The 13,776-nt window shown below is 73.0% G+C and carries 13 protein-coding genes; 4 read left to right on the top strand and 9 right to left on the bottom strand.

Annotated elements, in window-relative coordinates; genetic code table 11:
• Positions 1-125 precede the first annotated feature (125 nt).
• Positions 126-482: a HesB/IscA family protein gene (locus tag ACGH2B_RS21340; protein WP_399092132.1), complete on the bottom strand. Its 357-nt coding sequence runs from the start codon at positions 480-482 to the stop codon at positions 126-128.
• 355 nt (positions 483-837) lie between these two features.
• Between ACGH2B_RS21340 and nadA the strand changes: the two genes are divergently transcribed.
• Positions 838-2,028 (top strand): quinolinate synthase NadA, encoded by a 1,191-nt coding sequence (gene nadA / locus ACGH2B_RS21335; protein ID WP_399092129.1) that lies wholly within the window; start codon positions 838-840, stop codon positions 2,026-2,028.
• A gap of 64 nt (positions 2,029-2,092) precedes the next feature.
• Here nadA and ACGH2B_RS21330 read toward each other — a convergent pair whose 3' ends face one another.
• Positions 2,093-3,466, bottom strand: a complete 1,374-nt coding sequence (locus ACGH2B_RS21330; protein WP_399092126.1) for a hypothetical protein — start codon at positions 3,464-3,466, stop codon at positions 2,093-2,095.
• A gap of 54 nt (positions 3,467-3,520) precedes the next feature.
• On the bottom strand, positions 3,521-3,682 hold the full coding sequence (locus tag ACGH2B_RS21325; RefSeq protein ID WP_399092123.1) for a hypothetical protein: 162 nt from the start codon (positions 3,680-3,682) through the stop codon (positions 3,521-3,523).
• 235 nt (positions 3,683-3,917) lie between these two features.
• On the opposite strand from ACGH2B_RS21325, the gene ACGH2B_RS21320 reads away from it, so the two are divergent.
• Positions 3,918-4,796, top strand: coding sequence for a 4Fe-4S domain-containing protein (locus ACGH2B_RS21320; protein WP_399097199.1), 879 nt, complete (start codon positions 3,918-3,920; stop codon positions 4,794-4,796).
• 262 nt (positions 4,797-5,058) lie between these two features.
• Here ACGH2B_RS21320 and ACGH2B_RS21315 read toward each other — a convergent pair whose 3' ends face one another.
• From ACGH2B_RS21315 to ACGH2B_RS21295, 5 genes are all read right to left on the bottom strand, one after another.
• On the bottom strand, positions 5,059-8,247 hold the full coding sequence (locus ACGH2B_RS21315) for an efflux RND transporter permease subunit (protein ID WP_399092120.1): 3,189 nt from the start codon (positions 8,245-8,247) through the stop codon (positions 5,059-5,061).
• A gap of 221 nt (positions 8,248-8,468) precedes the next feature.
• Complete coding sequence (locus tag ACGH2B_RS21310) at positions 8,469-9,155, bottom strand: response regulator (protein WP_399092117.1); 687 nt, start codon at positions 9,153-9,155, stop codon at positions 8,469-8,471.
• Entirely contained in the window at positions 9,152-10,426 is a 1,275-nt protein-coding gene (locus ACGH2B_RS21305; RefSeq protein WP_399092114.1) for a sensor histidine kinase, read from the bottom strand. Before ACGH2B_RS21305 ends, ACGH2B_RS21310 begins: the two co-directional genes overlap by 4 nt.
• Positions 10,427-10,518: 92 nt before the next feature.
• The gene (locus tag ACGH2B_RS21300) at positions 10,519-10,797 is read right to left on the bottom strand and encodes a hypothetical protein (protein ID WP_399092111.1); all 279 of its coding nucleotides are present in this window, start codon (positions 10,795-10,797) and stop codon (positions 10,519-10,521) included.
• Positions 10,798-10,854: 57 nt separating this feature from the next.
• Positions 10,855-11,652, bottom strand: coding sequence for a PspA/IM30 family protein (locus tag ACGH2B_RS21295; RefSeq protein WP_399092108.1), 798 nt, complete (start codon positions 11,650-11,652; stop codon positions 10,855-10,857).
• Between the two features lie 287 nt (positions 11,653-11,939).
• Between ACGH2B_RS21295 and ACGH2B_RS21290 the strand changes: the two genes are divergently transcribed.
• Together ACGH2B_RS21290 and ACGH2B_RS21285 are read left to right on the top strand one after the other, a co-directional pair.
• Positions 11,940-12,536 (top strand): DUF3043 domain-containing protein, encoded by a 597-nt coding sequence (locus ACGH2B_RS21290; protein ID WP_399092105.1) that lies wholly within the window; start codon positions 11,940-11,942, stop codon positions 12,534-12,536.
• Positions 12,537-12,574: 38 nt separating this feature from the next.
• Positions 12,575-13,423, top strand: coding sequence for a class I SAM-dependent methyltransferase (locus tag ACGH2B_RS21285; protein ID WP_399092102.1), 849 nt, complete (start codon positions 12,575-12,577; stop codon positions 13,421-13,423).
• A gap of 81 nt (positions 13,424-13,504) precedes the next feature.
• On the opposite strand, the gene ACGH2B_RS21280 is transcribed toward ACGH2B_RS21285, so the two are convergent.
• Positions 13,505-13,717, bottom strand: a complete 213-nt coding sequence (locus ACGH2B_RS21280; RefSeq protein ID WP_399092100.1) for a hypothetical protein — start codon at positions 13,715-13,717, stop codon at positions 13,505-13,507.
• Positions 13,718-13,776: the final 59 nt, after the last annotated feature.

The following is a 13,776-nucleotide window of genomic DNA, read 5'->3' as shown; positions in this document are numbered from 1 at the left end:
CCGGGGAACGACCGGGGACGGAATCGGGGGACGGCCGGGTACGGAAAACGACCGGGTACGGAAAACGGCGGAAGGCGGCACCCTCGCGGGGTGCCGCCTTCCGCCGTCTGTCGTCCCGCAGCCGGTCAGCTGAAGGAGTCGCCGCAGGCGCAGGAGCCGGTGGCGTTGGGGTTGTCGATCGTGAAGCCCTGCTTCTCGATGGTGTCCACGAAGTCGATCGAGGCGCCGCCCAGGTACGGGGCGCTCATCCGGTCGGTGACGACCTTGACGCCGTCGAAGTCCTTGATCACATCGCCGTCGAGCGAGCGCTCGTCGAAGAAGAGCTGGTACCGCAGGCCGGAGCAGCCGCCGGGCTGCACGGCGACCCGCAGGGCGAGGTCGTCGCGACCCTCCTGCTCCAGCAGGGCCTTCACCTTCGACGCGGCCGCGTCGGACAGGATGATGCCGTCACTGACGGCGGCCTTCTCGTCCTGCACGCTCATCTGATCTCTCCCGGGTTGTACGGACCGCTTGTCAACGGATGCACCCAACTGCAACCGGCGTCGTCCCGGATTAATTCCGGCTGCGCGCGTGGTGGGTCGGGCCCTTCCGGGCCGCCCCGGCCGGGCTCCGCTGACCTTCCCTCCTCATGCTCGCACACCTGCGCGCGGGGCCGCTGTGACGCCCGGGAACGGCGGGTACGGATGCGTCACATCGACACAATGGCCATCGTCAAAGTGACGTGAAGCGGATATGATAGATAGCGTCAAATAGACGAAAAGGGTCCGGCGGCACCTCCGCCCGGGCCCCCGGTGCGGCCTCCGCCGCGCCCACCGAGGAGAAGAGAGGGTGCGTGTCGTGACCACCGCCCAGCCCCTGGACGTAACGCCGAGCCCGCTGGCGTTGCTGCTGCTCGGCCGCGAGGCCGACCCGAAGAGCGAGCGCGGCGTGGAGTGCCCCGGCGACCTCCCGGCCCCGTCCGACCCGGATCTGGTCGAGCGTGCCCGCGCGGCCAAGGCGGCGCTCGGCGACAAGGTGTTCGTGCTCGGCCACCACTACCAGCGCGACGAGGTGATCGAGTTCGCCGATGTCACCGGCGACTCCTTCAAGCTCGCGCGGGACGCCGCCGCCCGGCCGGACGCCGAGTACATCGTCTTCTGCGGTGTGCACTTCATGGCGGAGTCCGCCGACATCCTGACCGGCGACGACCAGCAGGTCATCCTGCCGGACCTGGCGGCCGGCTGCTCGATGGCGGACATGGCCACCGCCGAGCAGGTCGCGGAGTGCTGGGACGTGCTGACCGAGGCGGGCGTCGCCGAGGCGACCGTGCCCGTCTCGTACATGAACTCCTCCGCCGACATCAAGGCGTTCACCGGCAAGCACGGCGGGACGATCTGCACCTCGTCCAACGCGAAGCGGGCGCTGGAGTGGGCGTTCGCGCAGGGGGACGCCTCGTCCACCAAGGTGCTGTTCCTGCCCGATCAGCATCTGGGGCGCAACACCGCCGTCCGGGATCTGGGCATGTCCCTGGACGACTGTGTGGTCTACAACCCGCACAAGCCGAACGGCGGGCTGACCGCCGAGGAGCTGCGGGCCGCGAAGATGATCCTGTGGCGCGGCCACTGCTCGGTGCACGGGCGGTTCTCGCTGGAGTCGGTGAACGACGTCCGGGCCCGCATACCGGGGGTGAACGTGCTGGTCCACCCCGAGTGCAAGCACGAGGTGGTGGCCGCCGCCGATCAGGTGGGGTCGACGGAGTACATCATCAAGGCGCTGGAGGCGGCGCCGGCCGGATCGAAGTGGGCGATCGGGACGGAGCTGAACCTCGTCCGCCGGCTGGCGAACCGTTTCGCCCCCGAGGGCAAGGAGATCGTCTTCCTCGACCGGACGGTGTGCTTCTGCTCGACGATGAACCGCATCGACCTGCCGCACCTCGTCTGGACGCTGGAGTCGCTGGCCGCCGGGAAGACCGTCAACCGCATCGAGGTCGACAAGGAGACCGAGCACTTCGCCAAGCTGGCGCTGGAGCGGATGCTGGCGCTGCCGTAGCCGGACCGCGCGCCCGCCGGGGCCGCGTCCGCCCGTGGATCCGGGCGGGCGCGGCCCCGTTCCGTCAGCCGGTGTACACCACCGTCACCGGCGCCGTGTTGTTCTTCCGCCAGGGGTCGGTCGCCGGGTCGGACGGTGCGTGGACCTCGCCCCGGGCGCCGTCGACCCGTTCGTCGATGCGGACGGGGAGGACGGTGCCGTACGAGGTGAAGGGGCACACCGCGGTCCGGCGGCCGGTCGTACGGCAGAAGGTCAGCTCGCTCGGGTACCCCGCCGGGTCGACGGACGCCGTGCTGAGGCCCTCGGGCAGGGTGACCCGCACCTCCTTCCCGGCGAAGTCCTTCGCGAACGGCACATCGGCCATGACCGTCTCGCCCGCCGCGCCCTTGATCGGGAAGGGGACGGCCCGTACGTCGTCGACCCGGTCGGTGGTGAACTCCCGGCCGGAGAAGGCCATTCCGTCGGCATCGTTGCTGTCGGCCGTGAACTCCTCGCCCCGGCCGTCCACGGGGCGCAGCCCCAGCGCCGGGCCCGTCCCGCGCGGGGACGACGGGCCGAGGAGGGGGCCGTACTGCGCGTCGGAGCGCTCGTGGGCGCGGTACACGGCGTAGTCGAACCGGCCGCGCTGCGCGCTCTCGTCGGCCACGGCCAGGAGGGGGGCGTCGGTCTCGTAGGCGGTGCCGGGGCGCAGTTCGCCGGGGAAGGCGCACTCCGCGCGGGTGGGGCGGACGGGCTTGTCGTAGCGGCAGTTGCGGTAGCGGGGGCGGAGCGTGGCCTGCTCGGTGGTGAGGGTGACGACGGTGCCGTCGCCGGTGCTGGTGTCGCCCTGGTTGCCGAAGGCGGGTGTCAGCCGCATCTCGCCTCCGGGTGCCACGCCCGTCACGGGCTTCTCCTGCCGGGCCGTCAGACGGGGCGCGCCGACGACCACCTCGGTGGTGTGGTGCAAGGTGGTGGCGTTGGCGCTGGTCACGGTCATCTTCATGCGTCCGGCCGGGCCCTGCGGGGCGTCGCGGAGGACTTCCGGCTCGAACGGGGTGAAGATCGCGCCTTCGCCGGACTTGATGTCGTCGAGGGCGCAGACCACCTCGTCGCCGGAGCGGGCGCAGCCGTAGCCCTTGTTCACCCGGCCGATCTTCGCGCGGCCCGCGAAGGCGGACAGGTCGAGCGTCACCTTGACGCCCCGCACGGCCGGCCCGGCTCCGCCGCCCGGCTTCTCCGGGGCCTTCAGGGTGATCTCGTACGGGCTGGGCCGGTGCTCCCCGTCCGGGCGCGGGAGGTAGTACGTGCGCATCGCGTAGGTGAGGTCCAGCCGCGCCTGGGGGGACCGCCGTCCGGCGTCCGGCGCCCCGCCGCAGGCGGCCACGGCGAAGCCGAGGGCGCTCAGCAGGAGCGCCGCCCACGCCCTCGGCCGGTGTCTTGCCGTTCCCGTTGCCTTCATACGGGAACAGACTTCCGGACCCGCCGTACGGTTGCGGCCGCCGCGGGCCCCGGCTCAGGAGAAGACGAAGGCCAGCACGACCAGTGCGAGCAGCAGCGCCCAGGGCTCCCAGCGGGCGAGGAGGCGCAGGGTGTCGAGGCCCGGAAGACCCCCGCCGGAGCCGCGCGACGCGCCGGAGCTGCTCTCGGAGGTGTCGTCACCGGTGTCGTCGCTCATCGCGCCATCGTAGCCACGGCCGGGCCGGGGCGGTCCGTACGGGGCCCTTGTGCGCGGGCCCGCGGACGGGGCCGGGAGCCCTCCGGTCAGAGCGCCCATGACCAGCAGAAACAAGGGCCTGGCCCTCTTCCGCTTCTCCCGCGTGGTGCGGAAACCTCGGGCCCGGGAAGTGAAGGACCGACGGGTCACAGGGGACCGACGGGTCACAGGGGTCGAGGAGGCGGACGTGGCAGACATGGCGGACGGCGGGGACTGGTACGTGGACGACCGGTGCACCAACTGCGATGTGGCGCGGCAGCTCGCGCCGGAGCTGATCGAGGAGATCGGCCGCCGGTCCGAGGTGGTCCGGCAGCCGCGCGACGCGGCGGAGGAGCGGCGGATGCACGCGGTGGCGTTCGCCTGCCCGACGCGGTCGGTGCGGCGGCGCGGCGGGCGGGTGGCGGCGGAACACGATCCGTACCCGCTGCGGCTGGACGACACGGTCAGCCTGTGCGGGCACAACTCGCCGCACACCGCGGGCGCCAACGCGTATCTGCTGCGGCGGCCGGACGGCACCCAGATGATGATCGACACGCCCCGTTTCGCCGAACCGCTGGCCGCGCGGTTCACGGCGGACGGGCCGGTGACCGATGTGCTGCTCACCCACCGGGACCACGCAGCGCACGGCCGCCGCTACGCCGACCGCCTCGGCGCCCGGCTGTGGATCCACGAGGGCGACCTGGACGCGGCGCCGGACGCGGATCAGGTCCTGCGGGGCACCGGTCCGGTGGAGATCGCCGAGGGGCTGGTGGCCCACCCGCTGCCCGGCCACACCCGCGGCAGTGTGCTGTACGTCGCGGACGACCGGTACTGCTTCAGCGGCGACAGCTTCTACTGGTCGCGGACGACCGGCGATCTGGAGGTGGCGGAGAGCGTCACCTGGTACTCCGTCACCGAGCTGGCCGCGTCGCTGGCCCGGACCGCGGACCGGCTGCGGTTCTCCTGGCTGCTGCCCGGACACGGCGACCGCAGGCACCTGCCGGAGGAGGAGATGGCCCGAAGGCTGCGGGAGTTGACGGAGCGGGCGCGGGAGATGCGGCCGCGGCCGGTGGATTTCACGGCGCTGCGGTGGTGAGAGAGGGCCGCGGTCCGGGCGGGCGGTGACGGGGGCGCACCGGGTGACGGGGGCGCACCGGGTGACGGCGGGCCCCGGTGCGCCGCCCGGAGGGGGCCGCGGCGGGCGGGCCGCGGACCGGCCTGTCCCGGGCCGGACCGCCCGGCCCGGCCGCCCCGTACCGCTGAAGAGCCCGGAAACGCCGGAGCCCCCGCGGCCGCCGGACGCGGTCGCGGGGGCTTCCCGCTGGTGGAGGGGCCGGACGCCCGGTCCGGAGGGGCCGTCAGACGCCGGCCGGCTCCGGGGTCCGCTCGTCGTCGCGGGCGCCGTCGGCGGGCGGATCGCCGGCCTTGCGGGCCCGCTTGTCCGCCTTCTTCCCCGCCCGGCGCTCCTTGCGCAGCTCGATGATCGCGTAGAGCGTCGGGACGAGGAGGAGGGTGAGCAGGGTGGAGGTGATCAGACCGCCGATCACGACCACCGCGAGCGGCTGGGAGATGAAGCCGCCGTCGCCGGTGAGCGAGAGCGCCATCGGCAGCAGCGCCATGATCGTGGCGAGCGCCGTCATCAGGATCGGGCGGAGCCGGTGCCGGCCGCCCTCGATGACCGCCTCGACGATGCCGTGGCCCTGCGCCCGGTACTGGTTGATCAGGTCGATCAGCACGATCGCGTTGGTGACGACGATGCCGATGAGCATCAGCATGCCGATCATCGCCGGGACGCCCATCGGGGTGCCGGTGGCGACCAGCAGACCGAGCGCGCCGGTGGCGGCGAACGGGATCGAGATCAGCAGGATCAGCGGCTGGACGATCGACCGGAACGTCGCCACCAGCAGCAGGAAGACGATCGCGATGGCCGCCAGCATCGCCAGGCCCAGCTTGCCGAACGCGTCGGACTGGTCCTGGGAGACACCGCCGACGGTCGCGGTGGCGCCGTCCGGCAGCTTCAGGGCCTTGATCTCGCTCTGCAGCTTCGCGGAGACCGCGCCGGTGTTGTCACCGGTCGGCTTGGCGGTGACGGTCGCCGAGCGGGCGCCGTCGATCCGGGTCATCCGCACCGGCCCGGCCACGGTCTTGACGGTGGCGAGGTCGCCGAGGCGGGCCATACCGGACGGCGTCGGCAGCGGCAGGTCCTTCAGCTCCGCCTCGGTCGTCGCCGGGTGGGCGGACCTGATGACCACGTCGCGCTCGGTGTCGTCGAGGACGGCCTTGGCGCTGGGGGTGCCGCTGACGGCCTGGGCGACGGCCTGGCCGAGCGTGGCCTGGGTGTAACCGGCCGCGGCGGCCTTCGCGTTCGGCGTCACGGCGATCCGCGGTACGGACTGCGAGAGGTCGCTGCTGACGTCGGTGACGTGGTCCAGGCCCGCGACGGCCTTGCGGACCTGCTCGCTCGCCTTCGCCAGGACCTCAGCGTCACCGGCCTTGACGACGACGCTGAGGTCCTGGTTGCCGAAGCCGCCGCCGCCCGCGCTGACGGAGGTGGTGCCGGCGGCCCGGCCGAGCTTCGCCAGCTCCGCGCGCAGCTCCTCGGTGACCTTGTCGGAGTCGGCCGCGTCCTTGAGCTTGACCTGGTAGCTCGCCTGGTTGGCGCCGGAGCCGCCGCCGAAGGCCGCCATCAGCCCGGAGGAGCCGACGGTGACCTGGTAGTCCCGCACGTCCGCGGTGCCGGCGAGGACCTTCTCGACCCGCTTGGCCTGCTTGTCGGCGGCGGTCAGGCTGGTGCCCGGCGCCAGGTCCTGCTGGATGCTCAGGGTGTCCTGCGCGCCCTGGTCGAAGAAGGTGGTCTTCAACAGCGGCGCCATGCCGAAGGTGGCGACGAGGACCACCACGGCGATGAGCAGGCTGATCGCGCGGCGGCGGGTGGCGAACCGCAGCACCGGCACGTACAGCCGCTGCAGCGCGCTCCGCGCCTCCTTCTCCTCCGCCGCGCGGCGGAGCTGCTCGGGGTCGGTGCCCTCGGGGATCTCGGGGGCGCGCAGGAACCAGTACGACAGGACCGGTACGACGGTCAGCGAGACCAGCAGCGAGGAGAGCAGGGCGACGGTGACGGTGATGGAGAAGGAGCCGAAGAGGGCGCCGACCATGCCGCCGACCACGCCGATCGGCAGGAAGACCGCGACGGTGGTGAGGGTGGAGGAGGTGATCGCGCCGGAGACCTCCTTGACGGCGGCGAGGATCGCCTCGCGCCGCTCCTCGCCGTAGCCCAGGTGCCGTTTGATGTTCTCCAGGACGACGATCGAGTCGTCGACGACCCGGCCGATCGCGATGGTCAGACCGCCCAGGGTGAGCATGTTCAAGGAGAGGTCGCCGGTCCACAGCACGATCAGCGTGAGGACGACGGAGAGCGGGATGGAGACCGCGGTGACCAGCGTCGAGCGCAGGCTCAGCAGGAAGAGCAGGATCACGATCACGGCCATGACCAGGCCGAGCAGCCCCTCGGTGGTCAGCGACTCGATGGACCGGGAGACCTGCGGTCCCTGGTCCGAGGCGATGGTGACGCTCGCGCCCGCGCCGAGGCCGGAGCGGATGGTGTCGAGCTTGTCCTTGACCGCGTCGGAGATGGCGACGGCGCTGCCGTCCTGGTCCATCGTCACGGTGACGGAGAGGCTGGGCCTGCCGTTGGTGCGGGTGATCGAGGTCGGGACGGCCGACGTCTCGGCGACGGTGGCGACGTCACCGAGCCGGACCGGACCGCCGGCCCGGCCACCGCCCGCCGCGCCGCCGGCGCCGGGCGCCGGGGCGATCCGCAGGTCCTTGATCTGTGCGACGGAGGTGAAGCCCGCGCCGACCTGCACGGTCCGGCTGCGGCCGTCCTCGGAGAAGGCACCGGCCGGCACCGAGGTGCCGCCCGCCTGGAGCGCCTGGCCGAGCGCCGCGGCGTCGATCCCGGCGGCGGCCATCTTCTTGTCGTCCGGGGTGACCGCGACGATCCGGTCCTGCACCCCGCCGACGTTCACCTGACCGACGCCGTCGATGTTCTTCAGATCCGGCACGACCGTCCGGTCGAGCTGGTCGGCGAGGGTCTGCTGGTCCTTCTCGGTGGACGAGACGGCGAGGACGACCGTCGGCAGATCGTCCGTACCGCCGGAGACGACCTGCGGGTCCACGTCCTTGGGCAGCTTCGCCCGCGCCCGGTTGACGGCCTGCTGGACGTCGGCGACGAGAGTCTTGGAGTCGTTGCCGTAGTCGAACTGCGCCATGATGACGCCGGAGCCCTCGCTCGATGTCGAGGTGACGCCCTTGATGCCGTTGACCGCCTGGATGCCGTTCTCCAGCGGCTCGACGACCTGCTTCTCGACGACATCGGGGGACGCGCCCTGGTAGGGGGCGATCACGGAGACCATCGGCAGGTCGATGGAGGGCAGGAGCTGCTGTTTGAGCTGGGGTATCGCCAGCGCGCCGAAGGCGATCGCGACGATCGACATCAGCGCGATCAGCCCCCGTTGCACGAGGCTGATGCGGGACAGCCAGGACATGGGTGACGGCCCTTCTTCGGTTCTCAAGGCGGCGGGACGGAAGTGGTCGGCGACCGGGCGGCAGCCACGGCGGCGGGGCGCCGCCCCCGGCCGTCCGGGCGCCGGCGGACACGGAAAGCGGCCCGGTTACACCTTCGGTCACGCCGCGGCCCGTTTCCCTCGCTCCCAGGTCGGTTTCCGCAGGCGGGGCGTACCGCGATCGGAGTACGCCCCCCGCGCGCTCACTGCACCCGTGGGCGTACGAGTCCGGTCTCGTACGCGGTGACCACCAGTTGGGCCCGGTCGCGGGCGCCGAGCTTGGCCATCGCACGGTTGACGTGCGTCTTCACCGTCAACGGGCTGACCTGCAGCCGGGCGGCGATCTCATCGTTCGACAGGCCCTGGGCGACGAGCACCAGGACCTCCCGCTCGCGGCCGGTGAGGGTGGCCAGCCGCCGCGCGGCGTCGGACCGGTCGCCGGGCTCGGGCCCCTCCTCCCCCTGGGCGAGGAACTTCGCGATCAGCCCCTTGGTGGCCGCCGGGGAGAGCAGCGCGTCACCGGCGGCGGCGATCCGGATCGCGGCGATCAGCTCATCCGGCTCGGCGCCCTTGCCGAGGAAGCCGCCCGCCCCGGCGCGCAGCGCCCGCACCACGTAGTCGTCGACCTCGAACGTCGTCAGGATCACCACACGGACGCCGCCGAGCCGCGGGTCCTGGCTGATCAGACGGGTGGCGGCGAGGCCGTCGGTGCCGGGCATCCGGATGTCCATCAAGACCACGTCGGGCACGTGCGCGCGGGTCAGCTCGTACGCCTCGGCGCCGTCCGACGCCTCGCCGACGACCTCCATGTCCGGCTCGGAATCGACCAGCACCCGGAACGCGCTGCGCAACAGCGCCTGATCGTCCGCGAGCAGCACCTTGATCGTCACAGCGGGGCCTCTTCCGTACGGGCGGGGTGGAGGGGAAGCGTGGCACGCACCTGGAAGCCGCCGGACGGGCGGGCCCCGGTGACGACGGTGCCGCGCAGCGCCTGGACGCGCTCGCGCATCCCGATGAGGCCGTGGCCGCCGCCCGGCTCCCCGCCGCCGTCCGCGGCCCGGCCGCGCGGCACCGGCGCCCGCCCGGCGCCGTCGTCCAGCACCGTGACGGTCAGCGCGTCCCCGGTACGGACGATACGGACCTGGGCCCGGGCGCCGTCGCCCGCGTGCTTGCGGACGTTGGTCAGCGCCTCCTGCACGATGCGGTACGCGGTGAGGTCGACGGAGGCGGGCAGCCCCTGGGCGGACTGCGGCGCCTGGAGATCGACGGGGAGCCCGGCACGGACGAAACCGTCGACGAGCGGGGCGAGGACACCGAGGCCGGGCGCGGGCTCGGTGGGCGCGGTCGGATCGTCGGACTGACGCAGCAGACCGACGGTGGCACGCAGCTCCCCGAGCGCCGAACGGGACGCCTCCCGGACATGCGCCAGCGCCTGTTTGGCCTGGTCGGGCCGGGTGTCCATGACGTGGGACGCGACACCGGCCTGGACGTTGACGAGCGCGATGTGGTGGGCGACGACATCGTGCAGCTCCCGGGCGATCCGCATCCGCTCCTCGGCGACGCGGCGGCCGGCCTCCTCCTCACGAGTGCGTTCGGCGCGCTCGGCCCGCTCGCGGATGGCGTCGACGTAGGCGCGGCGGCTGCGGACCGCGTCACCGGTCGCGGCGGCCATCCCCGTCCAGGCGACGATCGCGAGATTCTCCTGGGAGTACCAGGGGCCGGGCCCGTTGAGCATCGCGGCGGCGGTCAGCGCGACGCCGGTGAGCACGCCGACCCGCCAGGTGGTGGGGCGGTCGGTGCGGGCGGCGAGGGTGAAGAGCGCGAGGACGGCCGTCCCGGCGACGGGGGCGCGGGAGTGCCCGGTCGCGGTGACCAGTTCGACGAGGGTGAGCGCGCCGGTGACGGCGAGGACGGTACGCGGGGCGCGGCGGCGCAGCACCAGCGCGGCGCACGCCAGGACGGCGAGGACGACGGTGGCGGGCTCCGGCGGGTGCCCGACGAGGCGCGCGCCGTGCGGACCGTGGCGACCGGCGACCGCGCCGCACAGGATCGCCGCGAGGGCGCAGACCGCGACGGCGGCGTCGAACGCCAGGGGGTGCGTCCGGTGCCACTGGAAGCGGCCGGGGCGCGGGGCTTCCCGGCCGGTGTCGGGAGGGGTCACGGGAGCACACGGTAGCGCCCCGGTCCCGTCGGGGGCCGGGGCGCTGTCCGTCTGCGCTGGAGTGGACGCCCGGGGCCGGGCGCCGACCGGGGTCAGCCGGGGATCAGTCCGTCGTCGCTGAGCATCTCGCGGACCTCGTCGAGCGTGGCGTCCTGCGAGGGGAGGATCAGCTCGGACGGTTCGAGGGCGTCGTCGGGGAGCGGGGTGCCCATCCGGCGCACCGCGTCGAGCAGGGCGCCCAGCGTCCGCCGGAAGCCCTCCTCGTCACCGCTCTCCATCTCGGCGAGCAGCTCGTCGTCCAACGCGTTGAGCTCGGTGAAGTGGACGTCGTCCAGCTTCACCTGGCCCTCCCCCATGATCCGTACGATCACGACGGTCTCCCTCGTCTGCGGTCCGGCGATCCCTGTGAGGCTAACCGCCGGCGTGGGTCACTGCTTGTCGAAACGCGGCTGGTCCCGCGGGGCGGAGGGCTGCGCCTGACCGCCCTGGCCGCCTTCGATGGCCTGCTGTCCGGCGGAGGAGCCACCGGCCAGTTCGGCCTTCATCCGCTGGAGCTCCAGCTCGACGTCGCTGCCGCCGGAGAGGCGGTCCAGCTCGGCGGTGATGTCGTCCTTGGCCATACCGGTCGAGTCGTCGAGGGCGCCGGAGGCGAGCAGCTCGTCGATGGCACCGGCGCGCGCCTGCATCTGCGCGGTCTTGTCCTCGGCGCGCTCGATGGCGAGACCGACGTCGCCCATCTCCTCGGAGATGCCGGAGAACGCCTCGCCGATCTGGGTCTGGGCCTGGGCGGCGGTGTACGTCGCCTTGATCGTCTCCTTCTTGGTGCGGAAGGCGTCGACCTTGGCCTGCAGCCGCTGGGCGGCCAGCGTCAGCTTCTCCTCCTCACCCTGGAGGTTCTGGTGCTGCGTCTGCAGGTCGGTGACCTGCTGCTGGAGCGCGCTGCGACGCGAGAGCGCCTCGCGGGCGAGGTCCTCACGGCCGAGCGCGAGCGCCTTGCGGCCCTGGTCCTCCAGCTTGGACGACTGACCCTGGAGCTGGTTGAGCTGCAGCTCCAGGCGCTTGCGGGAGGTCGCCACATCGGCGACGCCGCGACGCACCTTCTGGAGCAGCTCCAACTGCTTCTGGTACGAGTAGTCGAGGGTCTCGCGCGGGTCCTCGGCCCGGTCCAGGGCCTTGTTGGCCTTCGCGCGGAAGATCATCCCCATCCGCTTCATGACACCGCTCATGGGCCTCGCGCGCCCCCTTCTGACCGAATTACCTCGGGCGTTGGACTCCAGCACACCTACAGACCCCACAGTACGGGCCCTGGTTCCATTACCGCACTGTTCGGAGCCGGATGTGCTCCTCCTCCAGGACGAGGATTGCTCCGGCACAGGGTGGAGGGGCGCCTCCGGAGGGCCACGGTCACGTCCGGTCGGTCCCGTTACGAGGTCTTCGACCGGTCCGTTCCGTTGCCGGATCGTTCCCCCTCGGACCGCCGCTCACACCCGCCGACCCCGTACCCTTGGGTGTTGTGTTCCGAAGCCGTTCGAAGGATCAGCAGGCCGCGACCGCCAAGGTGACCGCGGACCAGCCCCAGCAGCCCCGCGACCCGCAGGCCCCCAAGGGCCGCCCGACGCCGAAGCGCAGCGACGCGCAGGCCAACCGCCGTACGCGTGCGCACACGCCGGCCAACCGCAAGGATGCGGCGAAGGCCCAGCGTGAGGCGCGCCGTGCCGACATGGCCAAGCAGCGCGAGGCCATGGCCAGCGGCGATGAGCGCTATCTGCCCGTGCGTGACAAGGGTCCGGTGCGCCGTTTCGCCCGTGACTACGTCGACTCGCGGTGGTGCGTCGCCGAGTTCTTCCTGCCGATGGCCGTGATCATCCTGGTGCTCACCATGATCCGGGTGCCGCAGATCCAGAACATCGCGCTGCTGCTCTGGCTCGTGATCATCGTGCTGATCGTGCTGGACTCCCTCGGCATCTGGCTCCGTATGGGCAAGCAGCTCAAGGAGCGCTTCCCGAACGAGAGCCACAAGGGCGTCAAGGCGTACGCGGTCATGCGCACGCTCCAGATGCGCCGGCTACGCCTGCCGAAGCCGCAGGTCAAGCGCGGAGAGCGGCCCTGACCGCGACCGCCGCACCCGCCGCGGGGCCCGTTCCGCCCGTGCCGGGCGTCCCCGGGGCCCAACTGCCGGCTCCCGCCGTACCGGCGCAGCAGGGCGCTCCCGCGGCGCCCGCCGCCGCGGACCGTCCCGCAGCTCCCGTCGTCCGGCCGTCCGTGCGGCAGGAGCTGCTCGGGCGGCAGATCGAGGAGCAGATCGCCGGGCGCTTCCCCGTGGGGCAGCGGCTGCGGGTGCTCGACGCCGGGACGGGCGACGGCGTGCAGGCGCTGCGGCTGGCCCGCGCCGGTCACCATGTCACGGCGCTGGAGCAGGACCCGGGTGCGCTGGAGGGCGTACGGGCCGCGCTCGCGGCGGAGCCGGACGGTATCCGGGAGCGGGTGCGGCTGGTCGAGGGGGACGGCCGGGACACCGGTGCGCACTTCCTGCCCGGCTCGTTCGATGTGGTGCTCTGCCACGGGCTGCTGAGCGGCGCGCGGGACCCGGACGCGCATCTGGCGGGTCTCGCGCGGGTGCTGGCCCCCGGTGGTCTGCTCTCCCTCGTGGTGCGGAACACCGGCGCCGCGGCGATGCGGCCCGGGCTCGCCGGGGACTGGCACGGTGTGCTCGCCGCGTTCGAGGCGCCGGAGGGTGAGCGGGGTGCGGCGCGGTCCGGGCTGGACGCGCTGACCGCCTCGCTCGCCGGGATCGGCGCGCCGCTCCAGGAGTGGTACGGCGTCGGCGTCTTCACGGACGCCTCGGCCGACGCGGCGCCGCAGGTGCCCGCGCAGGGCGGTGCGGACGGTGCGCGCCGCCGGGAGCTGCTGCTGAGCGCCGAGGAGCGGGCCGGGCGGACCGATCCGTACCGTACGGTCGCCGGGCTGCTGCATCTGTGCGGGGTGCGGGGCGGCTGACGCCCCGGTGTGACGGCGTGAGGCCCGCGGCCCCCGGTGCAGGGGGCGCGGGCCTCGTCGTTGTCCGGTGCCGGGCGCCGGTCAGCTCTCGTCGGCGTGGAGGCTCATCGGGCCCGCGTAGATCTCGGTGCCGTCCTCGAAGAGGCGGACCTGGTCGACGCCGCCGTCGCGGAGGGTCTGCCACTCCTCGCCGATCCAGGATTCGGCGTCCCCCTGGGTCGTGAACTCCTCCGGCTCCACCGTGGGTGTCGCCTCCGTACCGTCCGCCGTCTCGAACCGCCACGTCCACGCCATGTCCGCCTCCTGGGTCCTGGGCGCGGCGGGCGTGCCGGGGGCCCGGTCCGCCGTGCCGT

This window comes from Streptomyces sp. BBFR2, assembly GCF_044497305.1.
Classification (GTDB): domain Bacteria; phylum Actinomycetota; class Actinomycetes; order Streptomycetales; family Streptomycetaceae; genus Streptomyces.
The sequence above is the reverse complement of the archived record's forward strand: the minus strand, read 5'-3'. Positions and strand labels throughout refer to the sequence as shown.

Excerpts from the sequence above, each read along its gene's own strand:
- ACGH2B_RS21340 (WP_399092132.1), bottom strand. The coding sequence starts at position 482 with ATGAGCGTGCAGGACGAGAAGGCCGCCGTCAGTGACGGCATCATCCTG.
- ACGH2B_RS21330 (WP_399092126.1), bottom strand. The coding sequence starts at position 3,466 with ATGAAGGCAACGGGAACGGCAAGACACCGGCCGAGGGCGTGGGCGGCG.
- ACGH2B_RS21325 (WP_399092123.1), bottom strand. The coding sequence starts at position 3,682 with ATGAGCGACGACACCGGTGACGACACCTCCGAGAGCAGCTCCGGCGCG.
- ACGH2B_RS21320 (WP_399097199.1), top strand. The coding sequence starts at position 3,918 with ATGGCGGACGGCGGGGACTGGTACGTGGACGACCGGTGCACCAACTGC.
- ACGH2B_RS21315 (WP_399092120.1), bottom strand. The coding sequence starts at position 8,247 with ATGTCCTGGCTGTCCCGCATCAGCCTCGTGCAACGGGGGCTGATCGCG.
- ACGH2B_RS21295 (WP_399092108.1), bottom strand. The coding sequence starts at position 11,652 with ATGAGCGGTGTCATGAAGCGGATGGGGATGATCTTCCGCGCGAAGGCC.
- ACGH2B_RS21280 (WP_399092100.1), bottom strand. The coding sequence starts at position 13,717 with ATGGCGTGGACGTGGCGGTTCGAGACGGCGGACGGTACGGAGGCGACA.